This window comes from Streptomyces sp. NPDC002680, from assembly GCF_042889145.1.
GTDB lineage: Bacteria > Actinomycetota > Actinomycetes > Streptomycetales > Streptomycetaceae > Streptomyces > Streptomyces adonidis.
In genome coordinates, this window is record NZ_JBIAQP010000014.1 from 284720 (window position 1) to 307977 (window position 23258).

Genomic DNA, 23258 nt, shown 5'->3' on the forward strand with positions numbered 1-23258 from the left:
GGGGGCTGCCGCCCCCGGACCCCCGCTCCGGCCCTGAACGGGCCTTGTCCTCAATCGCCGGACGGGCTGGAGGTGCGCGCCTTGTCCTTGAATGCCGGGCAGGGTGACATACCAGCCCGTCCGGCGTTTGAGGACGAGCGCGTTCAGCGCGACAGCGGGGGTCTGGGGGCGCAGCCCCCAGGGATGGGACGGGTAGGGGCGGCGGGGGCGAAGAACAATCCCGTCGAGCCACCGCCCCGTACGCTGTACCGTTCTTGATGTCCCCGCCCATACAGCCGGCGGGGCCATCGATCCCGCACCGGCGGGTCATCCGGATACACACATGTACGTGGGGACTCTGTCCTTCGACCTCCTGCTCGGCGACGTACGCTCGCTGAAGGAGAAGCGCTCCGTCGTCCGCCCGATCGTCGCCGAACTCCAGCGCAAGTACGCGGTGAGCGCGGCCGAGGTCGAACACCTGGACCTGCACCGCAGAGCAGGCATCGGCCTCGCGGTGGTGGCCGGCGACACGGCACACATCACCGATGTGCTGGACCAGTGCGAGCGACTGGTCGCCGGCCGTCCCGAGGTGGAACTGCTGTCCGTACGACGACGGCTCCACGGCGACGACGACTAGCGAACAAACGAACGACCTGAACGACCTGAACGACCTGCAAGAACGCAGAACGCGGAACGCGGAACAGAAAAGAACGGGAGACGGACCAGTGGCCGACAACGCGCGGGCGAAGAGGTTGGCTGACCTCATCCGAGAGGTGGTGGCCCAGAAGCTCCAGCGCGGGATCAAGGACCCGCGCCTCGGCACCCACGTCACCATCACGGACACCCGGGTCACCGGGGACCTCCGGGAGGCGACCGTCTTCTACACGGTGTACGGGGACGACGAGGAGCGGGCGGCCGCTGCCGCCGGCCTGGAGAGCGCCAAGGGCGTCCTGCGCTCCGCCGTCGGCCAGGCCGCGGGCGTGAAGTTCACGCCGACCCTGGCCTTCGTCGCCGACGCCCTCCCGGACACCTCCAAGAAGATCGAGGACCTCCTCGACAAGGCCCGGGCCTCCGACGCCCAGGTGCGCCAGGCGTCCGCGGGCGCCGCGTTCGCCGGTGACGCGGACCCGTACAAGAAGCCGGACGACGAGGACGACACCGCCGAATGACGCAGCAGAACACCAGGACGCCCGACGGGCTTGTCATCGTCGACAAGCCGTCGGGCTTCACCTCGCACGACGTGGTCGCCAAGATGCGCGGGATCGCCAGGACCCGCCGCGTCGGACACGCCGGCACCCTCGACCCCATGGCCACGGGCGTGCTCGTCCTCGGGGTCGAGCGCGCGACCAAGCTCCTCGGCCACCTCGCGCTGACCGAGAAGGAGTACCTCGGCACCGTCCGCCTAGGACAGAACACGCTCACCGACGACGCCGAGGGGGACATCACCTCCTCCACCGACGCCTCCGGGATCACCCGCGAGGCCGTCGACGCCGGCGTCGCCAAGCTGACCGGCCGCATCATGCAGGTGCCGTCCAAGGTCAGCGCCATCAAGATCAACGGCGTGCGCTCGTACAAGCGGGCCCGCGAGGGCGAGGAGTTCGAGATCCCGGCCCGCCCGGTCACCGTCTCGTCCTTCGCGGTGTACGACGTCAGGGAAGCCGTCGCGGCCGACGGCACCCCCGTACTCGACCTGGTCGTGTCGGTGGTGTGCTCGTCCGGAACGTACATCCGCGCGCTGGCCCGCGACCTGGGCGCCGACCTGGGCGTCGGCGGCCACCTCACCGCGCTGCGCCGGACGCGCGTCGGCCCGTACAAGCTGGACGCGGCCCGCACGCTCGACCAGTTGCAGCAGGAACTGACGGTGATGCCGATCGCCGACGCGGCCACCGCCGCGTTCCCGCGCTGGAACGTGGACGAGAAGCGGGCCCGGCTGCTGACGAACGGCGTACGGCTGGAGATGCCCGAGGAGTACACGGGCGTCGGCGCCGTGGCCGTCTTCGACCCCGCAGGGCAGTTCCTCGCCCTGGTGGAGGAGGAGAAGGGCAAGGCGAAGAGCCTCGCGGTCTTCGTCTGACGTTCCGCGCCGTGGAGCGGCGATCACGGGGACACGTTCCCGCCGCTCCACGGTTCCCCCTCGGTTCCCCCACCCAAGGGTGTATCCATCCCTCGCGATTCATTCACCCGTCCGGGCAGGCGCTCGGAGTGAACCGAGGGGGCGGAAGGGGGCGCGTTCGTCGCACGCTCTGTCCTGCTGATCACCAACTGCCTACCGTCGAAAGCAGACGCGTGCGTACGCAGGCACGCGTGTACGGCGGGGAGGTCGACGATGGCGGGACGGGGCCCGCGCGCCGGGGGCGGCCGTCGGTCGTCGGCCGGTGCGCCCGAGACGCGCGAAGACGAAACAGCGGTCGAGGCTGCCGACGAGTCGCTGGTGCGGGTGTGCGACCTGGCCGGTCGCCCACGGGGTACGGGCTTCGTGGCCGACCACCACGGCACGCTGATCACCAGCCACGAGGCCGTCGACGGACTGCCCCGGCTGGTCCTGCACGGCCCCGCAGACCGTACGTGTGTGGTGTCGGCGGCAGACGCGGTGACCCTTCTCCCGACCTTGGGCCTGGCCCTCGTGCACACCGAGGGCCTGGGCGCGGACCCGCTCCCCGTCTCGGTCCGGGACCGGGTGGCGACTGGCACGTACGTGCGGATCGCGGCGGGCGGCTGGCGCGAGGCGCGCGTGCTCGGCACGACCGACGTCACCTATACGGCCACGGACCGCTTCCATCTCCTCCCCGACGCCCTGGAGTTGGCGATCGGCACGGCGGGCAGCGACGCGCTCCGCCTGGGCGGCGGCGCGGCGGGCGGCCCGGTGCTCGACCGTACGACGGGAGCGGTGGTGGGAGTACTGGGCACGGCCCTGCTGCCGCAGCCCACGGGAACGTCACCGGAACCGGCGGGCCACCGCGCGCCAGGCTTCGCGCTCCCACTCCACACCCGACGGATCGCGGACGCCCCCGACCCACTCTCCGAACTCCTGGCCCGCAACGCGGCGACGGTCCCCGCGTTCGGCGCCGACCTCAACCTCGCGGGCGTCCTGGAACTGACGGCGACCTCGGTGGGCTCGGACGGACCGCCGGGCGCACTGGCGGGCTTCGTGGGCCGAACCTCGGCCGGCCTGGACGCGGGCGCGGTCGAGCCGGTCGAACGGGCGGAACTGGCAAGGGAGTTGAAGGCGTTCACCGCCGCGCGCGAGAGCCCGTCCGTCGTCCTCGGCCTGGTCGGCGCCCCCGGCAGCGGCCGTACGACGGAACTCGCGGCCCTCGCCGCCCGCCGCCACCGCGACCCGGAACCGGCCCCCACCCTGTGGCTGCGCGGCGCCGACCTGCGCGCCGAGGACACCTCGGTGGCGGACGCGGCCCGCCGAGCACTGGACCGAGCGGCCCGGATCGTGACCGCGTCGGGCGAGCACGGCACAGACCTGGGCGACATCACCCCGGAACGCCTGTCCCACCTGTCCCACGAAACAGCCCGCCCCCTGCTTCTCCTCCTGGACGGCCCGGAGGAAATGCCCCCACTCCTGGCCCACCGAGCACAGGAATGGACAAGCTCAACGGAGAAATGGCTCCGAGAATCACACGCCCGCCTGGTGATGGCCTGCCGCCCGGAGTACTGGGAGCAGACAGGGGGCGGCCCGGGCATTTCAGCCCGTCCGGCGTTCGCGGAAGAGGCCGGCCTGGGCATTCCAGCCCGTCCGGCGTTCGAGGACAAGGCTGGCCCGGCCATTCCAGCCCGTCCGGCGTTTGAGGACGAGGCCGTTCAGGCCGACAGCGGGGGTCTGGGGGCGGCAGCCCCCAGGGATGGGACGGGTAGGGGCGGCGGGGGCGAAGAATCCCCACGCCACCACCTCCACCTCACCGACCTCACCGAATCCGAAGCCCACCAAGCCCACGCCCGCTACGCCATCCCCCCTTCCGCCCTCACCCCCCAGGACGCCCGCCACCCCCTCACCCTCCGCCTCCTCTCAGAGGTCCGAGCCGCCCTCCCCACCCACCCCGACACCCCCACCCCCCGCCTCGACCGCCACGACGTCTTCACCGCCTACCTGGACCTGATGTGCCTCCGCATCGCAGTCCGCCTGGCCGCAGAGAACGGCCTCCGCGGCACCCCCGTACGCCGCCTCGCAGCCAAGGTCTCCGGCCAGATCCACGAGGCAGCCCGCCGCAGCCTGGGCCCCGGCCAGGGCGAGCTGGACCGCGCCTCCTTCGAGTCCGTGTTCCCCTGGGGCCCCGCACCGGCCCGACTGGGCGGCGGCACAGGCTGGGCCTCCGCGGTCCTCACCGAGGGCCTCCTGGTCCCGGCCGGCACCGGCTACCGCTTCGCCCACGAGGAACTGGCCGACTGGATCCAGGGCACACACCTGGACCTGGACGAGGCACTGCACGCCCTGGTCCACCGCCGCCGCCCGGAGAACGACAAGAACGCGGCCCTGGTCCCAGTACCGCACCACCGCATCGGCCCGGTGGTCCAGTCGCTGCTGCTCCTCGCCCGCCAGCACGGAGCCCCCGAACTGGCCCTGCGCCTGAGGGAGTTGACGGAGGCCATCGCCCCGCAACCTCAGCCGTCGACCGCCTCCACAACCCCAACCCCCGAGACACCCACCACGACCGCCATCGCGACCTCCACATGGTGGGCGACCCACCTCCTCACCGACGTACTCCGCCACGTCCCCGACGCGACCCCGTACACCCACGTCCTGCGCCTCCTCGCCGACCGCATCGTGGCCCGCCGCCGGCGGAACCAGGCGGTGCCCCCGGAACTGGGCCCGTCCTTCTGGACCGCCCTCCGCCTCCCCGAAGCCGGCCGCGTCGACCTCCTGCGCCGGCTCGTCGTCGGCGACGACCCGCCGGGCCAGTCCGACCAGCCCCGCTACCTGGACGCCGTGGCGCAGCTGCTCGCCGCCGACCCCACCGCCGTACAACCGCTCCTCGCCCGCTGGTTCGACGACGACCGTCCGCTGCCCGCGACGCCGGACGCGACCGTGGCGACCGCCGCCCAGGCGCTGCTCCACACCCACCGCCACCGGGCTCTGGACGAGCTGACCGAGGTACTCGTCGACAGTGCGCACCGGCGCGGGGACGAACTCCTCGCCGTGCTCGCCGAGGAGGAGCCGTCCGCCGTCTGCCGGGCCGTGGACCGGTGGGCGCACGACGAGCGGCCGGCCCGGCGGGTCGCGGCGGTGGCGTACGGAACGCGCGTCGCACCCCAGGTGCGCACCGACGCCGACCTCGACCTCCTGCGCTACGCGGCCCTCGCACTGCTCGCCCGCCCGGGCGACTGCACACTGCACGGCGGCGCGCTCGCGCTGCTCGTCCGTGATCCGCGTACCCGCACCCAGCATCTCCCGCAAGCCCTGCGGCACTTCACGGCCGGCGACCCGCACCTCCCGCCGAGCGCCCTGGTCCCCGCCCTCACGACCCACCCGGAGCCGGTTCTCGACGCGTTCCGGACCAGGTTGCTCGGTCCGGAACCGGGCGACACGCTGCGCACCCTCGCCGACATCACGACCCCGGCCCTGGCCCGTCGGGTCGCCGTGCTCGTACGGCAGGCCGTGGAGCGGCGGCCGGAGACCGCCGGGCACATGGCCGAGTACGTCGACCGTCGCCTCGACCAGGGACCGACCGTCAGGCCCGTACTCCTTCCGCTGGTCACCGGCCTCCTCGACGACGGCCCGGCACCGGTGCGCGCCGCCCTCGCGACCGTACTCGCCGCGCCCGGGAGCCCCATCTCCCAGCCCCTCCGCCACGAACTCCTGGAAGCCCTCCTGGCCCGCGAGCACGACCCCACCGTCCTGGACGCGCTGCTCCGCGCCACTGTGGAAGCCACGGCCCGCCATGGTGAGGAACGCACGCGGGGCCTCGTACACCGCTGTGGTCTGCTTCTCGTACGCACTCCCGACGGCGCGACGCGGTTCGACTGCTGTCTGGTCGAGCTGAGCAGGCGGGTGCCCGGGTTCGCGGCGCTGGTGGCGGGCTGGCTGACCGACACCCCGGGGGAGTGGGCCGCCGTGGTCGGCCCCAGTACGCGCCGCATGATCGAGAACCTGGCGGGGGTACGGGTCCCCGCATAGCGCACGCTTTCGAACCGCGATCGGCGGTCGGGGACCGGTCGTGTCACGTGCGCCCTGTCACAGCCTCCATGCCGATGCGAGCCGGGCGCGTCCGGCATGGCACCCTTAGACCTGCGTAAGAAGGCCTGCGTAAGAGGCAGACACGGACACGGGTTCGACGAGGAGCGGTCACAGTGCAGCGCTGGCGTGGCTTGGAGGACATCCCCGAGGACTGGGGACGCGGCGTCGTCACCATCGGTTCCTACGACGGGGTCCACCGCGGACACCAGCTGATCATCCGGCATGCCGTGGAGCGCGCCCGTGAGCTGGGCGTTCCCTCGGTCGTCGTCACCTTCGACCCGCACCCCAGCGAGGTCGTGCGCCCCGGCAGCCATCCGCCGCTGCTGGCCCCGCACCACCGCCGTGCCGAACTGATGGCCGAGCTGGGTGTCGACGCGGTCCTGATCCTCCCCTTCACCAAGGAGTTCTCGAAGCTCTCCCCGGCCGACTTCGTGGTCAAGGTCCTCGTCGACAAGCTGCACGCACGGGCGGTCGTCGAGGGCCCGAACTTCCGTTTCGGCCACAAGGCGGCCGGCAACGTGAAGTTCCTGACCGAACTCGGCCGGACGTACGACTTCGAGGTCGAGGTCGTCGACCTGTATGTGTCGGGCGAGGCGGGCGGCGGCGAGCCGTTCTCGTCCACGCTGACGCGTCGTCTGGTCGGCGAGGGTGATGTCGGGGGCGCGCGCGAGATCCTGGGCCGCCCGCACCGCGTCGAGGGCGTCGTCGTCCGGGGCGCCCAGCGCGGCCGCGAACTCGGCTTCCCCACCGCCAACGTGGAGACGCTGCCCCACACCGCGATCCCGGCCGACGGTGTCTACGCGGGCTGGCTGCACGCGGACGGCGAGGTGATGCCGGCCGCGATCTCCGTCGGCACGAACCCGCAGTTCGACGGCACGGAACGAACGGTGGAGGCGTACGCCATCGACCGCGTCGGCCTCGATCTGTACGGCTTGCACGTCGCCGTCGACTTCCTGGCGTTCGTGCGCGGCCAGGCCAAGTTCGACTCGCTGGACGCGCTGCTCGTACAGATGGCCGAGGACGTGAAGAAGTGCCGCGAGCTGATCGCGGCGGCGGAGTAGCGACGCGTACAGCGGAAAGGGCGGCCGATGCCTGAGGGGCATCGGCCGCCCTTTCCGCTTGCCACCGCCTACTGCTGCTGCGGAGGCTGCGGATAACCGGGCGGCTGGGGCTGTGGCTGGGCCTGCTGCTGAGGCGGCTGGTAGGGCTGCCCCGGCTGCGGCGGATAGCCGTACGGCTGCTGAGGCTGCTGCGGCGGGTACGGCTGACCGGGCTGAGGCGGCGGCGGGTACTGCCCCGGCTGACCGTGCGGCGGCGGAACCTGCTGACCCTGCCCCGGGACGGGCGGAGCCGCCGGGTACGGCTGCCCCGGACCCTGCTGCATCTGTTGCTGCTGGTGTCCCGGCAGTGGCGGGGCCGCGACCGGGGGCGGATTGCCGTCCGAGGTCCAGAGCCCGTGCATCTGCTGGTGCCGTACGAAGTCCTCGGCGATCAGGGCGGCGAGGTTGAAGTACGCCTCGCGGACCTTGGGCCGCATCATGTCGAGGTCGACCTCGGCACCGGCGGCGAGATGCTCGTCGAAGGGCACGGTGATGACGCCCCGGCAGCGCGTCTCGAAGTGGGAGACGATGTCCTCCACCTTGATCATCTTGCCGGTCTCGCGCACACCCGAGATGACGGTGAGGGACCGCGAGACGAGGTCCGCGTACCCGTGCGCGGACAGCCAGTCCAGTGTCGTACTGGCGCTGCTGGCACCGTCCACGGACGGCGTCGAGATGATGATCAGCTGATCGGCGAGGTCGAGTACGCCCCGCATGGCGCTGTAGAGCAGACCGGTACCGGAGTCGGTCAGGATGATCGGGTACTGCCTGCCCAGTACGTCGATCGCGCGCCGGTAGTCCTCGTCGTTGAAAGTCGTCGAGACGGCCGGGTCGACGTCGTTGGCGATGATCTCCAGCCCGGACGGCGCCTGGGAGGTGAACCGCCGGATGTCCATGTACGAGTTGAGGTACGGGATCGCCTGGACGAGGTCACGGATGGTGGCCCCGGTCTCGCGCCGCACACGGCGGCCGAGCGTGCCGGCGTCCGGGTTGGCGTCGATGGCGAGGATCTTGTCCTGCCGCTCGGTGGCGAGGGTGGAGCCGAGCGCGGTGGTGGTCGTGGTCTTGCCGACCCCGCCCTTGAGGCTGATGACGGCGATGCGATAGCAGGACAGCACAGGCGTACGGATCAGCTCCAGCTTCCGCTGCCGCTCGGCCTCCTCCTTCTTGCCACCGATCTTGAACCGGGAGGGCGCGGCGGCGGGCCGGCCGCTCTTCGCCTTCTGCTTCTTGTTGTTGAGCAGCCGGTCGGAGGACAGCTCGACGGCCGCGGTGTAACCGAGCGGCGCGGCACCGGGGTTGGTCATCTGCCGCTGGTCGTGCTGCATGGGTTGCGGCCAGGCGGCCCCGGTACGCGGATCCACGGGCGGCTGCACCCCGGGCTGACCGTACGCCGGCTGCGGAGGCGACGGGGGAACGGCACCAGGTGCATGCGGGGGTGTCTGAGGCCCGGCGTGCGGGTGCGGCGCGTCGGCCTGCTGCGGTACGTGGGGCTGCGGCGGCACCTGCTGCGCGGGCCCCTGCGGGAAGGGGAACCCGTACCCACCGGGCGCCCCGGCGGGACCCCCGGGACCGGCAGGCGCACCGGGCTGCGGGCCCGGAGGCTGAGGCACGGGGGAACCGGCGGGAGGCGGGAAGCCGTACCCGTCCTGGGGGGTGCCGTCGGTGCCCTGCGGGCTGGGCGCGGCCGGGGCCGGAGGCTGGGCGCCGGGGGGCGGGAAGCCGTACCCGTCCTGGGGGTTGGGGGCAGGGGGCACCGGTGCCGGCTCGCCGACGGGGACCGGAGCAGGGGGAGTGGAGCCACCCGGGGTGCCCGGAGCCGTGGGCTGACCGCCGGCCTGGGGGGCGCCGTCGATGCCCTGCGGGCCGGGCGCGGGCGCGGCCGGGGTCGGAGGCTGACCGCCGGGGGGCGGGAAGCCGTACCCACCTTGGGGGTTGGGGCCAGCAGGGGCCGGACCCGGGGCGGGCGCGCCGGGCTGGGGGAAGCCGTAGCCACCCTGAGGGGTGGGAGCCGTGGGCGGTGTTGCTGGGGGCGGGAATCCGTACCCGGAGGGCGGGCCGTCCTGCGCCGGGGCAGGGGTGCCGGGTGCCGGGGGCTGGGCGCCGGGGGGCGGGAATCCGTATCCGCCTTGGGCGTTGGGGCCTGCCGGGGTAGACACGGGTGCGCCCGGCTGCGGGAGGTCGTATCCGCCTTGGGCGTTCGGAACCGGAGGCTGAGCGCCGGGCTGGGGGAAGCCGTAGCCGCCCTGGGCGTTCGGGGCCTGGGTCGGGGGCTGAAGCTGGGCGCTGGGGGGCGGGAAGCCGTATCCGGCGTGGGCGTTGGGGCTTGCCGGGGTCGGCGTGGGTCCGCCTGGCTGTGGGATGTTGTCGTCACCTTGGGCGTTCGGTGCCGGGGCAGGGGGCTGGGCGCTGGGGGGCGGGAAGCCGTATCCGGCGTGGGCGTTGGGGCTTGCCGGGGTCGGCGTGGGTCCGCCTGGCTGTGGGATGTTGTCGTCGCCCTGGGCGTTCGGTGCCGGGGCAGGGGGCTGGGCGCCGGGAGGCGGGAAGCCATACCCGCCGTGGGCGTTGGGCCCTGCCGGGGTTGGCGCGAGCCCGCTCGGCTGCGAGACGTTGTCGTCACCTTGGGCGTTCGGTGCCGGGGCAGGGGGCTGGGCGCCGGGAGGCGGGAAGCCGTATCCGCCCGGAGCGTTCGGGTTCGCCGGGGTAGGCGTGGGGCCGTCCGGCTGCGGGAGGTCGTAGCCGGCCTGAGTGTTCGGAGGCGGGGGCGGGAAGCCGTACCCGCCCTGGGCGTTGGGACCCGTGGGCGCGGCCGGAGTCGCCTGCGGGGGAAATCCGTAACCAGCGGGCGACGCACCCGGTGCCGGTGCCGGGGCCGGCACATCAGGGACGACCGCCGCCGGGTTGGGCGGCGGGAAGCCGTACCCAGCCTGCGGGGGCGCGGGAGCGTTCCAGGCGGCGGGGGGCGCGCCCTGCGGCTGGAACGGGGGCTGCATCGATGGCGCAGGCGGCTGCTGGCCCGGCACAGCGGGAGGCTGAGGCTGACCCGGTGCCGGTGCGGCCGACGCGGCCTGCGGCTGGACGGGCGCCACTTCAGGCTGCTTCGGCGGCTGGGGTTGCGGCTGCGCGGGCCACTGTCCGGCCGTCACGGGAGCGGCCGGCTGGTACGACGGAGGCAGCGGCGGCAGTCCGCCGCCCTGACCTGTCGCCGGGGGAGCCCAGGCGGGCGGAACGGTTCCGGGCGCACCCGCCGGCAGCGGAGGCAGGTTGAGCGGCGCGCTGGGCACCGAGTCCCGCACGGGAGCGATCGGCGCGGAGTCGCGTACGTCGGCGACCGCATCCGGCGCCGACGCGGCGTCCTCGGACTCGGCGGCAGCGACGGGTTCGCTGTCCTCGGGCTCGACCTCGACGACCTCGGCAGCCACCGGTTCGGCGTCCACAAGCTCCGGGGCGACAACGTCCGTTGCCGCGGGTTCCTCGGACTCGACGTCCTGGGCGTCGATCTCCGGGTCCGCAGGTTCGACGTCCTGATCCTCGGGCACGACACCGCTCACCTCGTCGGCATCCGCGCCCTCGTCACCCTCACCCCCGACATCCACCGCGTCGGCGTCATCCAGAGGCTCCGGGACACTCACCTCAGCGGCGACAGCCTCGGCCTCGAAGGCCGCATCGACGGAGTCGTCGCCGGACTCACCGCCGCCGGCAGCCGAGACCACCGGCGGCTCCGCGAAGCCCCGCCGCGCACCGGCCGGAGGAGCGGCCTGAGCCGGAGGAGTCGCAGGCACCGGAGGGGTCCACTGGGCGTGGAACCCGCCCACGGGAAAGCTGGGGACAGCCGTAGGGCTCGCGGGAACGCCCGCGGCCCCCGACTGCGGCGCCGCCGGCGGAAACCCACCGCTCACCGGCAACCGAGGCACACCCACAGGACTCGCGGGGCCGGGAACCGCATCGTCGACACTGGCACCCGAACGAGCGTCCGCAGCCGCATCGGCGTCCGCACCCGTGTCCGAGTCGTCGTCCGACTCGGGGCCCGCCTCGGCATCCGTGTCGTCCTCCGATGCCCCCGACCCTCCCGACGCGTTCTGCGTGTACCAGGCAGGCGTCGCGTAATCGATGGTGAACTCGCCCGTCATCTCGCTGGCGGACTCCGCGTCGGACTGGTCATCGCCGGGTGTGGCCCAGCCCCCGCGGATCCCGTCCCGATCGCTGTTCACAGTTCCTCCTGATGTGGTCGAGCACCCGCTTGCCGTGCTGGGGCGACCATTTCTCGTCTGTATTCATGTCGTCCGAAGCCGGTTCTTCAGTGGGTTGTGTCCACGTCGTCCGGCAGCGGGCGGCGGAGGTCGTCCGATCTGCTTGGCTCTTCCCCCGGTACTCCCGACCCAGCCTAATCACCACGGCCCCCGCCCCGGCAGGCCCGTCCACCCCTCAGTGACCGTCCATTACGTCACAGCCTGACCGGAACCGATCCCGTCCGTGCCCGAACCGCCTTCTCCGGCAACAGAGTTGACACGACCGGAACGACATCCGCCCCACACCCGCCACAACCTCACATGCATAGTAGGCGGCCCCTCTGACAACGCACTTCGCCGAAAAGCGCACGAAAAAGAGGGGCGGGGCCGACGCGCTGCGCCGGCCCCGCCCCTCTTCCGGGCGGCGGACTACTCCACGTCCCCGCCGGAATCCGTACCCGCACCGGCACCCGCCGCGAGCCCGCCGTTCTGCTCCGTCGGCTCCAGATCGAACTCCCCGTCGCGCGCCCCGAGCACGAACGCCGTCCACTCCGCCTCCGTGTAACGGAGGACGGTGTCATGGTCCAGGGACGACCGCATGGCCACCGCGCCCTCGGGGAGATAGGCGATCTCGACCCGCTCCTCGTGCTCCTCGGTGCCGGGCGCGCTGTGCCACTCGACGCCCGAGATGTCGAGGGAGTACAGCTCGTCCCGCTCCCGCTCCTTGCGCGCCTTGACGTCCTCGTCCTGCGCGGCCGTGGTGTCCTGTGCGCCCTGTGCCTCCGCCATGGCGAAGCGACCCCTTCCCGACGTACGTAATACGACAACTACGATCTGTGTTCTCACCCTAGTGGCCGAGCCCGAGCCGTCCGGACTGTTTGCACACCGCGGTGAAGACGGCCGCTGCCTGCTGGTATCCTGGGCGACGGCCGTTTGTGTACGCACCCCCGGAGTCACTCACCCCGGAGGCCGCGCCCAGCGGATTCCCGGCCTCCCGAGTTACGGAAGCTCCCCTGAGAAGTGGACCAGGGGCACTCGGTGGCTACTACAAAGACTACGAGGAGTACGCGTGTCGCTCGACGCCGCAGTGAAGAAGCAGCTCATTTCCGAGTTCGGTACCAAGGAGGGCGACACCGGCTCCCCCGAGGTCCAGGTCGCGATGCTCTCGCGCCGTATCTCGGACCTGACCGAGCACCTCAAGACGCACAAGCACGACCACCACTCCCGTCGTGGTCTGCTGATCCTCGTCGGTCAGCGTCGCCGCCTTCTCCAGTACCTGGCCAAGAAGGACATCCAGCGCTTCCGTGCGCTGGTCGACCGCCTCGGCATCCGCCGCGGTGCGGCGGGCGCCAAGTAAGACGCTGTGAGAGGGAGCGGTTCCCACTTCTAGGGGGCCGCTCCCTTTGCCGTACGTGCGGAAACGTGCGGAGTGTCACTGCCTCTTTGTAGTGTGGTAGCACAACGCAATACGCAGGACACAAACGCAGGACGCAACGCAGGACACATACGAGGAGAAGTGCACCTCGCCGCCGCCGGTCCTCGGTAGTGGCCCCCGGGAACTGCGACACCCGGGTGCTTCGATCGAAGACCGGCCCGCACTCAGAAGGCGCGCTTCTCCGACCCCACGTCCCTCTGCCACACGGGCAGGACGGGACAAAAGACGAAAAAGTATCGGAGAAAACGCTAGTGGAGAACGAGACCCACTACGCCGAGGCCGTCATTGACAACGGTTCCTTCGGCACCCGCACCATCCGCTTCGAGACGGGCAGGCTGGCCAGGCAGGCCGCCGGCTCCGCCGTGGCGTATCTGGACGACGACACCATGGTGCTGTCGGCCACCACCGCCTCCAAGAACCCCAAGGACCAGCTCGACTTCTTCCCCCTCACGGTGGACGTCGAGGAGCGCCAGTACGCGGCCGGGAAGATCCCCGGTTCCTTCTTCCGTCGTGAGGGCCGGCCCTCCGAGGACGCGATCCTCACCTGCCGCCTGATCGACCGCCCGCTGCGCCCGTCCTTCAAGAAGGGCCTGCGCAACGAGATCCAGGTCGTCGCGACGATCATGGCGCTCAACCCCGACCACCTGTACGACGTCGTGGCGATCAACGCCGCCTCCGCGTCCACGCAGCTGGCCGGTCTGCCCTTCTCCGGCCCGATCGGCGGCGTCCGCGTCGCGCTGATCAACGGCCAGTGGGTCGCGTTCCCGACGCACACCGAGCTCGAGGACGCCGTCTTCGACATGGTCGTCGCCGGTCGCGTCCTGGAGGACGGCGACGTCGCGATCATGATGGTCGAGGCCGAGGCCACCGAGAAGACCATCACGTTGGTCGCGGGCGGCGCCGAGGCGCCGACCGAGGAGGTCGTCGCCGCCGGTCTGGACGCCGCGAAGCCCTTCATCAAGGTCCTCGTCAAGGCCCAGGCCGACCTCGCCGCCAAGGCCGCCAAGCCCACCGGTGAGTTCCCGGTCTTCCTCGACTACCAGGACGACGTCCTGGAGGCCCTCACGGCCGCCGTCAAGGACGAGCTGTCCCAGGCGCTCACCATCGCGGGCAAGCAGGACCGCGAGGCCGAGCTGGACCGCGTCAAGGGTCTCGCCGCCGAGAAGCTGCTCCCGCAGTTCGAGGGCCGCGAGAAGGAGATCAGCGCGGCCTACCGCTCGCTGACCAAGTCCCTGGTCCGTGAGCGCGTCATCAAGGACAAGGTCCGCATCGACGGCCGTGGCGTCACGGACATCCGTACGCTCGCCGCCGAGGTCGAGGCCATCCCGCGCGTGCACGGCTCGGCGCTGTTCGAGCGTGGCGAGACCCAGATCCTGGGCGTCACCACCCTCAACATGCTCCGCATGGAGCAGCAGCTGGACACCCTCTCCCCGGTGACCCGCAAGCGCTACATGCACAACTACAACTTCCCGCCGTACTCCGTCGGCGAGACCGGCCGCGTCGGCTCCCCGAAGCGCCGCGAGATCGGCCACGGCGCGCTCGCCGAGCGCGCGATCGTGCCGGTCCTCCCGACGCGCGAGGAGTTCCCCTACGCGATCCGTCAGGTGTCCGAGGCCCTCGGCTCCAACGGCTCGACGTCGATGGGCTCGGTCTGCGCCTCCACCATGTCGCTGCTGAACGCCGGTGTGCCGCTGAAGGCCCCCGTCGCCGGTATCGCCATGGGCCTGATCTCCCAGGAGATCAAGGGCGAGACGCACTACGTCGCCCTCACCGACATCCTCGGTGCGGAGGACGCCTTCGGCGACATGGACTTCAAGGTCGCCGGCACCAAGGAGTTCGTGACCGCCCTCCAGCTGGACACCAAGCTGGACGGCATCCCGGCCTCCGTCCTGGCCGCCGCTCTCAAGCAGGCCCGTGACGCCCGCCTCCACATCCTCGACGTGATGATGGAAGCGATCGACACGCCGGACGAGATGTCCCCGAACGCCCCGCGGATCATCACCGTCAAGATCCCCGTGGACAAGATCGGTGAGGTCATCGGCCCCAAGGGCAAGATGATCAACCAGATCCAGGAGGACACCGGCGCCGAGATCACGATCGAGGACGACGGCACCATCTACATCGGTGCCCAGGTCGGCTCGCAGGCCGAGGCCGCCCGCGCCACGATCAACGGCATCGCCAACCCGACCATGCCGGAGGTCGGCGAGCGCTACCTGGGTACGGTCGTCAAGACCACCACCTTCGGTGCGTTCGTGTCGCTGCTCCCGGGCAAGGACGGTCTGCTGCACATCTCGCAGATCCGCAAGCTCGCCGGCGGCAAGCGCGTGGAGAACGTCGAGGACGTCGTCGGCGTGGGCCAGAAGGTCCAGGTCGAGATCGCCGAGATCGACTCCCGCGGCAAGCTGTCCCTCATCCCGGTCATCGAGGGCGAAGACAGCGACGACAAGAAGGACGACACCGACCAGTGACGTCGAGCAGCTCCACGGCGACGGCCCGCACCTCTTCTGAGGCGCGGGCCGTCGCCCGTACCCAAACCCTGATCAAGGGCACCAACGGCATCGGCACGGTCCGCAAGACCACCCTCCCGGGCGGCCTGCGCATCGTCACCGAAACCCTGCCCTCGGTCCGCTCCGCGACCTTCGGCATCTGGGCCCACGTCGGCTCCCGCGACGAGACGCCGACCCTGAACGGCGCCACGCACTACCTGGAGCACCTGCTCTTCAAGGGCACGACGCGCAGGTCGGCGCTGGACATCTCCTCGGCGATCGACGCGGTCGGCGGCGAGATGAACGCGTTCACGGCGAAGGAGTACACGTGCTACTACGCGCGCGTGCTCGACACCGACCTCCCGCTCGCCATCGACGTCGTCTGCGACATGCTCACGGGCTCCCTGATCCTCGAAGAGGACGTCAACGTCGAGCGCGGCGCCATCCTCGAAGAGATCGCGATGACGGAGGACGACCCGGGCGACTGCGTGCACGACCTGTTCGCGCACACCATGCTCGGCGACACCCCCCTCGGCCGCCCGGTCCTCGGCACGGTCGACACGGTCAACGCCCTCACCGCGGACCGCATCCGACGCTTCTACAAGAAGCACTACGACCCGACCCACCTCGTCGTGGCGGCGGCCGGCAACATCGACCACAACAAGGTCGTACGCCAGGTCCGCGCGGCCTTCGAGAAGGCGGGCGCCCTCAAGCACCTCGACGCCACGCCGATCGCCCCGCGCGACGGCCGCCGCACCCTCCGGACGACCGGCCGCGTCGAACTGCTCGGGCGCAAGACCGAGCAGGCCCATGTCGTCCTCGGCATGCCCGGCCTGGCCCGTACGGACGAGCGCCGCTGGGCGCTCGGCGTGCTGAACACGGCCCTGGGCGGCGGAATGTCGTCCCGCCTCTTCCAGGAGGTCCGGGAGAAGCGCGGGCTGGCGTACAGCGTGTACTCGTACACGTCCGGCTTCGCCGACTGCGGCCTCTTCGGCGTGTACGCGGGCTGCCGGCCCTCGCAGGTTCACGACGTGCTGAAGATCTGCCGCGACGAACTCGACCACGTCGCCGAGCACGGCCTCTCCGACGAGGAGATCGGCCGCGCCATCGGCCAGCTGCGCGGTTCGACGGTCCTCGGCCTGGAGGACACGGGCGCGCTGATGAACCGTATCGGCAAGAGCGAACTGTGCTGGGGCGACCAGATGTCCGTCGACGACATGCTGGCCCGGATCGCGGAGGTCACCCCGGACGCCGTCCGTGAGGTCGCCCGCGAGATCCTGGGGCAGCGCCCGTCGCTGGCGGTCATCGGCCCGCTCAAGGACAAGCAGGCGGCGCGCCTGCACGAGGCCGTCGCCTGACAGCCGTATCCGCTCCACACCCGCTATCCGTCCGGTAAGGAAGCAAGAAGATGAGCAAGCTGCGCGTGGCGGTCCTCGGCGCCAACGGCCGTATCGGATCCGAGGCGGTACGGGCGGTCCAGGCCGCCGAGGACATGGAACTGGTCGCCGCCCTCAGCCGGGGCGACAAGCTGGAGACGCTCGCCGACACGGGCGCCCAGGTCGCGGTCGAACTGACCACCCCCGCCTCGGTGATGGGCAACCTCGACTTCTGTGTGCGCCACGGCATCCACGCGGTCGTCGGCACCACCGGCTGGACCGACGACCGCCTCGCGCAGCTCACCGGCTGGCTGGCCCAGTCCCCGGAGACGGGCGTGCTCATCGCGCCCAACTTCTCCATCGGGGCCGTACTGACCATGAGGTTCGCGCAGATCGCCGCGCCCTACTTCGAGTCGGTCGAGGTCATCGAGCTGCACCACCCGAACAAGGTGGACGCGCCCAGCGGTACCGCCGCGCGCACCGCCCAGCTCATCGCCGAGGCCCGGGCCAAGGCGGGCTCGGCTCCCGCACCGGACGCCACCGTCACGGCCCTGGACGGCGCCCGGGGCGCGAACGTCGACGGGGTGCCCGTGCACTCCGTACGCCTGCGCGGCCTGCTGGCCCACCAGGAGGTCCTGCTGGGCGGCGAGGGCGAGACGCTGACCGTCCGCCACGACTCGCTGCACCACAGCAGCTTCATGCCGGGCATCCTGCTCGGCGCGCGCCGTGTCGTCGACACCCCCGGCCTCACCTTCGGCCTGGAAAACTTCCTCGACCTCGGCTGAGGCATCGAGGACTGAGGAACATCATGCGCGCGAAGCTCTCCTACGCCCTCACGGCCGCCGTCCTGGTCTTCTACTTCGTCCTGGTCGGCAGCCGCGGTGTCATGCTCATCCAGACCGGCACGCTCCTGACCGTCACCTTCGGTGTGGCGGTTCTGATCCTGCCGGTCATCGGCGTGTGGTTCCTCTGGAAGAACACGCAGTTCGTCCGGAACGCCAATCGTCTGGCCGCCGAGCTGGAGGCCGAGGGCGGCCTGCCCGTCGACGAGTTGAGGCGCACCCCGAGCGGCCGGGTCGACCGCGACTCCGCCGACGAGGTCTTCGCCCGGCGCAAGGCCGAGACGGAGTCGGCCCCGAACGACTGGCGCAACTGGTTCCGCCTCGCCGTCGCCTACCACGACGCCCGCGACACCCCCCGCGCCCGCAAGGCGATGCAACGCGCGATCGCCCTGCACGACGGCAGGACACCGGCCCAGCCTGCCTGAACACAGATTTCGAGGGCCGGCCCGCAACCGCGGACCGGCCCTCGCGCTGTTCGCTGAGGTGCTGCCTAACCCCGCCCGAACTCCGCTGCCCACGCCTCGACGCTGTCCGCCGCCCGGTCGAACGCCTCCATACGGCCCAGGAAGTCCGCGTTGTGGGTGGTCAACAGCGGCGCCACATCGCCCGCGGCCCGATCCCGTCGTACGAGAACGAGTGCCTGCCCCTGCACAGTGCGGGGCAGACCCAGCCACCGCACCGGCTGCTGCACCGTCCGTACGGCGACGACCTTCTCCCAGCGCGTCGTCCGCGTACCGAAGAAGCCCACCCGGCGCAGCCCGCGCGCACTCACCCACACGCCGGCGCGCAGCAGCCGCAGCGCCACGGCGATGACGCCCAGCGCGATGCCGAGACACACGGCGCCGCCGGACACCTCGCCGGTGGCCGCGATGACGACCGCCGCGAACAGGACGTACGAGGAGAGCAGCAGCAGAAGCGCCGCCACGCCCACCCGCCAGGGTCCGGGCCGGTACGGGCGACGCCAGCGGTCGCGGTCGTCGAACGGCAGCGCGACACCGGCCGAGGCCTCGTCGGAGGCGCGGTCGGCCGTAAGGAAGGGCAGGGGCACGGCTGGTCCTCACTCAATTCCATGCGCGGGCTGTGCCCGGTGAGGTTATCGAGCCGGCTGCCCGGTCACCAGCCTCGGGGGTCCGAGGAGGGCCGGACCACGCCGTTCGGGCGCAGCCCGACGGGCCCTCAACGGCTGTCGGCCGCCTGGGACTGCTGTGTCTGCCCGCCGGCCTGATCGACCGACAGTGCGGGCATCCCGAGCACCAGGGAGCCGACGAGCCCTGCGACGATGGTGAGCCCCAGGAGCCAACGCCCGGCTATGTCACCGGCGGACGCGCGCTCACGGGGCGGTGGAGCGACATTGCTGCGGAACTTGTCGGCTTCGGCGATGAAGGCGAATGGAACGGGCTCGCGCCGGCGCAACATGGGGGTACTTCTCCCTTGGGGATCGAACTCTGAGAATCGAACGATTCGCTGCTGTCTGTACAGACGAGCGAACGCCCCAAATGGTGCCCGGTTTCACCAACTTAACTCTGTGACGATGGCGAACGTCCCGTTTGGTGGGCCGTAGAGTGGCGTCGCCGAATGACGAGATGGGAAGGACTCTCCGAACCGTGACGCCCACCCCCGACGACGAGTTCAAGATCGACCTGCGTAGCGATGTGACCGTCGAGCTGGTCAAACACAGCGCGTCGGACTCCGATGTGCTGTTCGCGGCCCGTGTGTCGACCGTCGGGGAGCAGTCCCTGGACGAGTTGAACAAGGACGCGGAGCGCTCGACGGGGCTGATCAACTACCTCATGCGAGACCGCCACGGCAGCCCGTTCGAGCACAACTCCATGACGTTCTTCATCAGCGCCCCGATCTTCGTCTTCCGCGAGTTCATGCGGCACCGGGTGGGATGGTCGTACAACGAGGAGTCCGGGCGCTACCGCGAGCTGCAGCCGGTGTTCTACGTGCCGGACACCTCGCGCAAGCTCGTCCAGCAGGGCCGGCCGGGCAAGTACGTCTTCGTCGAGGGCACCCCCGAGCAGCACGGAGTCGTCGAGCACGCCATGGAGGACGCGTACCGCCAGGCGTACCGGAACTACCAGCAGATGCTCGCGCAGGGCGTCGCCCGTGAGGTCGCCCGTGCGGTCCTCCCCGTCGGCCTGTTCTCGTCGATGTACGCGACCTGCAACGCCCGCTCCCTGATGCACTTCCTCGGTCTGCGCACGCAGCACGAGCTGGCGAAGGTGCCGTCGTTCCCGCAGCGGGAGATCGAGATGGTCGGCGAGAAGATGGAGGCGGCGTGGGCCGGGCTCATGCCGCTGACACACGCAGCCTTCAACAAGAACGGCAGGGTCGCGCCGTAGGGCAGACGCACGCGCGTGTTCTACCGCCAGGCACAGATGTACGGATCAGCCTCGCGAAGTGTCCGTATTGCGGTATTTCGAGAGGTTCATCTAGCCTGATCAAACGGACCCGGCACTGCTTGAACCCCCGAGCAGGCAGTGCCGGGCTCCGTATTTGTCCTGACTTTTCCCGCACCCCTAGGGCAGACCGCGCCCTGAGCAGCGAGTAGCGTGGTACCCATGGCTCCGACCTCCACTCCGCAGACCCCCTTCGGGAGGGTCCTCACCGCCATGGTCACGCCGTTCACGGCGGACGGCGCGCTCGACCTCGACGGCGCTCAGCGGCTCGCCACCCACCTGGTGGACGCAGGCAATGACGGCCTGGTCATCAACGGCACCACCGGCGAGTCCCCGACCACCAGCGACGCGGAGAAATCGGATCTCGTACGAGCCGTACTGGAGGCGGTCGGCGAGCGGGCCCACATCATCGCGGGCGTCGGCACGAACGACACCCACCACAGCGTCGAACTGGCCCGCGCGGCGGAGAAGACCGGCGCGCACGGCCTCCTGACCGTCACGCCGTACTACAACAAGCCCCCGCAGGAGGGCCTGTACCGGCACTTCACGGCCATCGCCGACGCCACCGAGCTCCCGGTCATGTTGTACGACATCCCGGGCCGCAGCGGTGTCCCGATCAGCACCGAGACGATCGTGCGGCTCGCCGAGCACCCCCGGATCGTCGCGAACAAGGACGCCAAGGGCGACCTCGGCCGGGCCAGCTGGTCCATCGCCCGCTCCGGCCTCGCCTGGTACTCCGGCGACGACATGCTGAACCTGCCGCTGCTCTCCGTGGGCGCGGTCGGCTTCGTGTCGGTCGTCGGCCACGTCGTCACACCGGAGCTGCGCACTCTGGTCGAGGCGTACGTCTCGGGCGACGTCCAGAAGGCCACCGAGATCCACCAGAAGCTGCTCCCGGTCTTCACCGGCATGTTCCGTACCCAGGGCGTCATGACCACCAAGGCCGCGCTCACCCTCCAGGGCCTGCCCGCCGGACCGCTGCGCGCTCCGATGGTCGAGCTGTCGGCCGACGAGATCTCCCAGCTCAAGATCGATCTTGCCGCCGGCGGGGTACAGCTCTGACATCAGACTTCACAACTGAATACGCGGGACAACTGTGTCCGCAGTCCACATCCAACAACTGCTTTTGCACGAACGTCATGCGCGCCACGTGCCTTACCGGTACGTGGCGCGTGTGGTGAGGAGAGTCTTTTGAGTCATCCGCATCCTGAACTCGGCGCTCCGCCGAAGCTCCCGAAGGGCGGCCTCCGGGTCACCCCGCTGGGCGGCCTCGGCGAGATCGGCCGCAACATGACCGTCTTCGAGTACGGCGGCCGCCTGCTCATCGTCGACTGCGGCGTCCTCTTCCCAGAGGAGGAGCAACCCGGAATCGACCTGATCCTGCCGGACTTCACGTCCATCAGGGACCGCCTCGACGACATCGAGGGCATCGTCCTCACGCACGGCCACGAGGACCACATCGGCGCCGTCCCCTACCTCCTGCGGGAGAAGCCGGACATCCCGCTGATCGGCTCCAAGCTGACCCTCGCGTTCATCGAGGCGAAGCTCCAGGAGCACCGGATCCGTCCGTACACCCTTGAGGTGACGGAGGGGAACCGCGAGCGCATCGGCCCCTTCGACTGCGAGTTCATCGCGGTCAACCACTCCATTCCGGACGCCCTCGCGGTCGCCATCCGCACCCCTGCGGGCATGGTGGTCCACACGGGCGACTTCAAGATGGACCAGCTCCCGCTGGACGGCCGCCTCACGGACCTGCACGCGTTCGCACGGCTGAGCGAAGAGGGCATCGACCTTCTGCTCTCCGACTCGACGAACGCCGAGGTCCCGGGCTTCGTCCCGCCCGAGCGCGACATCTCGAACGTGCTGCGCCAGGTCTTCGCGGGCGCCAGCAAGCGGGTCATCGTGGCGAGCTTCGCGAGCCACATCCACCGCATCCAGCAGATCCTGGACGCGGCCCACGAGTACGGCCGCAGGGTCGCCTTCGTCGGCCGCTCGATGGTCCGCAACATGGGCATCGCCCGGGACCTGGGTTATCTGAAGGTGCCGCCGGGTCTGGTGGTCGACGTCAAGACCCTCGACGACCTCCCGGACCACGAGATCGTGCTGGTCTGTACGGGCTCGCAGGGCGAGCCGATGGCGGCGCTGTCCCGCATGGCCAACAGGGACCACCAGATCCGTATCGTCCAGGGCGACACGGTGATCCTGGCCTCGTCGCTGATCCCCGGCAACGAGAACTCGGTGTACCGAGTGATCAACGGCCTGACCCGCTGGGGCGCGAAAGTCGTCCACAAGGGCAACGCCAAGGTGCACGTCTCCGGGCACGCCTCGGCCGGCGAGCTCCTGTACTTCTACAACATCTGCAAGCCGCGCAACCTGATGCCAGTACACGGCGAATGGCGCCATCTGCGGGCCAACGCCGAACTGGGCGCCATGACGGGCGTCCCGCACGACCGGATCGTCATCGCCGAGGACGGCGTGGTCGTCGACCTCATCGAGGGCAAGGCGAAGATCTCCGGCAAGGTCCAGGCCGGGTATGTGTACGTCGACGGACTCTCGGTCGGGGATGTCGGCGAACCCACCCTGAAGGACCGCAGGATCCTCGGCGACGAGGGCATCATCTCGGTCTTCGTGGTGATGGACTCGTCCACCGGCAAGATCACGGGCGGTCCGCACATCCAGGCCCGCGGCTCGGGCATCGACGACTCGGCCTTCACCGATGTCGTCCCGAGGATCGCCGAGGTGCTGGAGCGCTCGGCACAGGACGGCGTGGTGGAGCCCCACCAGATGCAGCAGCTCATCCGCCGCACGCTGGGCAAGTGGGTGTCGGACAACTACCGCCGGCGCCCGATGATCCTCCCGGTCGTCGTGGAGGTCTGACGGGCTTGGAGGGGCGCCTGAGCAGCCCTTCCTGCACGTGAACTCGGAGCGGGGCTCCTCGATTTGCATCGAGGAGCCCCGCTCCAGTAGGTTTACGGCTCCGCCAGCAAGGGAACCCGGTGCAACTGCGCACCAGGGACCAGCCCGAGCGGGTGGAAATTCCGACTCAGAACTTCTGATAAAGTCGGAGTCGCCGGAAAGGGAAACGCGAAAGCGGAAACCTGGAAAGCGCCGAGGAAATCGGATCGGAAAACGGTCTGATAGAGTCGGAAACGCAAGACAGCAAGACCGAAGGGAAACTGCCCGGAGGAAAGCCCGAGAGGGTGAGTACGAAGGAAGCGTCCGTTCCTT

17 protein-coding genes and 1 pseudogene are annotated in these 23258 nt (G+C 70.6%); 13 read left to right on the forward strand and 5 right to left on the reverse strand.

Going from position 1 to position 23258, the window contains the following annotated elements; translation table 11 throughout:
• Positions 1 to 322: 322 nt before the first annotated feature.
• From ACFYXF_RS33870 to ACFYXF_RS33890, 5 genes are all read left to right on the forward strand, one after another.
• A complete protein-coding gene (locus ACFYXF_RS33870) occupies positions 323 to 616 on the forward strand; it encodes a DUF503 domain-containing protein (protein ID WP_369035550.1) in 294 nt (97 codons plus the stop codon).
• Between the two features lie 88 nt (positions 617 to 704).
• The gene (gene rbfA / locus ACFYXF_RS33875) at positions 705 to 1148 is read left to right on the forward strand and encodes a 30S ribosome-binding factor RbfA (protein ID WP_235474474.1); all 444 of its coding nucleotides are present in this window, start codon (positions 705 to 707) and stop codon (positions 1146 to 1148) included.
• Positions 1145 to 2053 carry a tRNA pseudouridine(55) synthase TruB gene (gene truB / locus ACFYXF_RS33880; RefSeq protein ID WP_389355465.1) on the forward strand — a complete coding sequence of 303 codons (909 nt, stop codon included), beginning with the start codon at positions 1145 to 1147 and terminating at the stop codon, positions 2051 to 2053. Before rbfA ends, truB begins: the two co-directional genes overlap by 4 nt.
• 252 nt (positions 2054 to 2305) lie before the next feature.
• Complete coding sequence (locus ACFYXF_RS33885) at positions 2306 to 6100, forward strand: trypsin-like peptidase domain-containing protein (protein ID WP_389355467.1); 3795 nt, start codon at positions 2306 to 2308, stop codon at positions 6098 to 6100.
• A 173-nt stretch (positions 6101 to 6273) separates the two neighbouring features.
• A complete protein-coding gene (locus tag ACFYXF_RS33890; protein WP_369035554.1) occupies positions 6274 to 7221 on the forward strand; it encodes a bifunctional riboflavin kinase/FAD synthetase in 948 nt (315 codons plus the stop codon).
• A 68-nt stretch (positions 7222 to 7289) separates the two neighbouring features.
• On the opposite strand, the gene ACFYXF_RS33895 is transcribed toward ACFYXF_RS33890, so the two are convergent.
• From ACFYXF_RS33895 to ACFYXF_RS33905, 3 genes and pseudogenes are all read right to left on the reverse strand, one after another.
• Positions 7290 to 10253 (reverse strand): AAA family ATPase, encoded by a 2964-nt coding sequence (locus tag ACFYXF_RS33895; RefSeq protein WP_389355509.1) that lies wholly within the window; start codon positions 10251 to 10253, stop codon positions 7290 to 7292.
• Between the two features lie 1089 nt (positions 10254 to 11342).
• Positions 11343 to 11471 (reverse strand): annotated as a pseudogene (locus tag ACFYXF_RS33900) (SCO5717 family growth-regulating ATPase); the annotation flags it as partial.
• Between the two features lie 447 nt (positions 11472 to 11918).
• The gene (locus tag ACFYXF_RS33905) at positions 11919 to 12278 is read right to left on the reverse strand and encodes a DUF397 domain-containing protein (RefSeq protein ID WP_235474469.1); all 360 of its coding nucleotides are present in this window, start codon (positions 12276 to 12278) and stop codon (positions 11919 to 11921) included.
• A 280-nt stretch (positions 12279 to 12558) separates the two neighbouring features.
• Between ACFYXF_RS33905 and rpsO the strand changes: the two genes are divergently transcribed.
• The 5 genes from rpsO (at position 12559) to ACFYXF_RS33930 (ending at position 18053) form a co-directional block, all read left to right on the forward strand.
• Positions 12559 to 12846, forward strand: coding sequence for a 30S ribosomal protein S15 (gene rpsO, locus ACFYXF_RS33910; RefSeq protein ID WP_189149835.1), 288 nt, complete (start codon positions 12559 to 12561; stop codon positions 12844 to 12846).
• 329 nt (positions 12847 to 13175) lie between these two features.
• Positions 13176 to 15392, forward strand: coding sequence for a polyribonucleotide nucleotidyltransferase (locus ACFYXF_RS33915; RefSeq protein WP_389355470.1), 2217 nt, complete (start codon positions 13176 to 13178; stop codon positions 15390 to 15392).
• Positions 15389 to 16768 carry a M16 family metallopeptidase gene (locus ACFYXF_RS33920; RefSeq protein ID WP_389355471.1) on the forward strand — a complete coding sequence of 460 codons (1380 nt, stop codon included), beginning with the start codon at positions 15389 to 15391 and terminating at the stop codon, positions 16766 to 16768. Before ACFYXF_RS33915 ends, ACFYXF_RS33920 begins: the two co-directional genes overlap by 4 nt.
• 50 nt (positions 16769 to 16818) lie before the next feature.
• Positions 16819 to 17571, forward strand: a complete 753-nt coding sequence (gene dapB / locus ACFYXF_RS33925; RefSeq protein WP_389355473.1) for a 4-hydroxy-tetrahydrodipicolinate reductase — start codon at positions 16819 to 16821, stop codon at positions 17569 to 17571.
• Positions 17572 to 17594: 23 nt separating this feature from the next.
• Complete coding sequence (locus ACFYXF_RS33930) at positions 17595 to 18053, forward strand: hypothetical protein (protein WP_389355475.1); 459 nt, start codon at positions 17595 to 17597, stop codon at positions 18051 to 18053.
• A gap of 65 nt (positions 18054 to 18118) precedes the next feature.
• Here the strand turns inward: ACFYXF_RS33930 and ACFYXF_RS33935 are convergent, their stop codons facing one another.
• Positions 18119 to 18676 carry a hypothetical protein gene (locus ACFYXF_RS33935; protein ID WP_389355477.1) on the reverse strand — a complete coding sequence of 186 codons (558 nt, stop codon included), beginning with the start codon at positions 18674 to 18676 and terminating at the stop codon, positions 18119 to 18121.
• Between the two features lie 128 nt (positions 18677 to 18804).
• Positions 18805 to 19044 carry a hypothetical protein gene (locus ACFYXF_RS33940; protein WP_235474463.1) on the reverse strand — a complete coding sequence of 80 codons (240 nt, stop codon included), beginning with the start codon at positions 19042 to 19044 and terminating at the stop codon, positions 18805 to 18807.
• Positions 19045 to 19232: 188 nt separating this feature from the next.
• Here ACFYXF_RS33940 and thyX point away from each other — a divergent pair, with 188 nt between their 5' ends.
• The 3 genes from thyX to ACFYXF_RS33955 all read left to right on the forward strand — a co-directional run bounded on the left by thyX (position 19233) and on the right by ACFYXF_RS33955 (position 22907).
• Positions 19233 to 19973, forward strand: a complete 741-nt coding sequence (gene thyX, locus ACFYXF_RS33945) for an FAD-dependent thymidylate synthase (protein WP_389355479.1) — start codon at positions 19233 to 19235, stop codon at positions 19971 to 19973.
• A 219-nt stretch (positions 19974 to 20192) separates the two neighbouring features.
• Positions 20193 to 21092 (forward strand): 4-hydroxy-tetrahydrodipicolinate synthase, encoded by a 900-nt coding sequence (dapA, locus tag ACFYXF_RS33950; RefSeq protein ID WP_389355481.1) that lies wholly within the window; start codon positions 20193 to 20195, stop codon positions 21090 to 21092.
• Positions 21093 to 21221: 129 nt separating this feature from the next.
• Entirely contained in the window at positions 21222 to 22907 is a 1686-nt protein-coding gene (locus tag ACFYXF_RS33955) for a ribonuclease J (protein ID WP_389355483.1), read from the forward strand.
• Positions 22908 to 23258: the final 351 nt, after the last annotated feature.

Coding starts and splice junctions, on each gene's coding strand:
- dapA (WP_389355481.1), top strand. CDS start 20,193: ATGGCTCCGACCTCCACTCCGCAGACCCCCTTCGGGAGGGTCCTCACC.
- truB (WP_389355465.1), top strand. CDS start 1,145: ATGACGCAGCAGAACACCAGGACGCCCGACGGGCTTGTCATCGTCGAC.
- ACFYXF_RS33870 (WP_369035550.1), top strand. CDS start 323: ATGTACGTGGGGACTCTGTCCTTCGACCTCCTGCTCGGCGACGTACGC.
- ACFYXF_RS33895 (WP_389355509.1), bottom strand. CDS start 10,253: ATGCAGCCCCCGTTCCAGCCGCAGGGCGCGCCCCCCGCCGCCTGGAAC.
- ACFYXF_RS33885 (WP_389355467.1), top strand. CDS start 2,306: ATGGCGGGACGGGGCCCGCGCGCCGGGGGCGGCCGTCGGTCGTCGGCC.
- ACFYXF_RS33930 (WP_389355475.1), top strand. CDS start 17,595: ATGCGCGCGAAGCTCTCCTACGCCCTCACGGCCGCCGTCCTGGTCTTC.
- ACFYXF_RS33940 (WP_235474463.1), bottom strand. CDS start 19,044: ATGTTGCGCCGGCGCGAGCCCGTTCCATTCGCCTTCATCGCCGAAGCC.
- ACFYXF_RS33905 (WP_235474469.1), bottom strand. CDS start 12,278: ATGGCGGAGGCACAGGGCGCACAGGACACCACGGCCGCGCAGGACGAG.
- dapB (WP_389355473.1), top strand. CDS start 16,819: ATGAGCAAGCTGCGCGTGGCGGTCCTCGGCGCCAACGGCCGTATCGGA.